General features: G+C 41.4%; 2 protein-coding genes. One reads left to right on the top strand and one right to left on the bottom strand.

The features are described 5' to 3' along the window. Positions 1 to 209 (top strand): histidine phosphatase family protein (locus HMPREF2952_RS11065; RefSeq protein WP_141754817.1); only part of this gene is annotated, 209 nt, incomplete at its 5' end. Between the two features lie 57 nt (positions 210 to 266). On the opposite strand, the gene HMPREF2952_RS09560 is transcribed toward HMPREF2952_RS11065, so the two are convergent. Beyond that, on the bottom strand, positions 267 to 619 hold a 353-nt coding region (locus tag HMPREF2952_RS09560; protein WP_210398397.1), incomplete at its 5' end, for an NAD(P)H-dependent oxidoreductase.

Here is a 619-nt window from a genome sequence, read left to right as displayed (position 1 = left end):
TACATCAATCGGGAGCCAATATTTTAGTGGTATCACATGGCCATACCTTGCGGCTTTTATTATCCTTACTAGGCGGAGCGACTTGGGAAAACCATCGTGATGAGGGTAAATCCGTGTCATTGTTAAATACTTCGATCAGTATTGTGAAATACGATAGTGAAAGCGGTTTTCATATTGAGCAACTTAACGATGTGGCTCATTTACAATGATCACAACTATTCATCAATAATAAAAAAGGTGGGCATTTTTACCCACCTTTTTTGCCATTAGCCGAATACTTTTTCCAAGTATGCTTGATAGTCTACTAAATATTGTTCTACTTGTGGATTTTTAATCACATCGTTACATAAGAATGTCGGCAGACGGGTCAAACCGATGAACTCATTGAGTTTGTGGAAGTGCATGTATAAAGCATCCACACCTTTACCTTCGAAGAAGTCGCCTTCGCGAGTAAAGGCTTCAATCGGGGCATTCCAAGTAAGCGAGAGCATGTGTTTTTTACCTTGCAACAAACCACCTGTGCCGTAGCCTTCAGTCGGATTGACACGATGGCGACCATCACTATGGTAAAGCTTGCCGTGTCCGGCGGTTAATACTTCGTCTATGTATTTTTTCACTG

The organism is Neisseria sp. HMSC068C12, assembly GCF_001814095.1.
Lineage (GTDB): Bacteria > Pseudomonadota > Gammaproteobacteria > Burkholderiales > Neisseriaceae > Neisseria > Neisseria perflava.
Note: the sequence above shows the minus strand (reverse complement) of the source record. Positions and strands in the feature narration are given on the sequence as shown.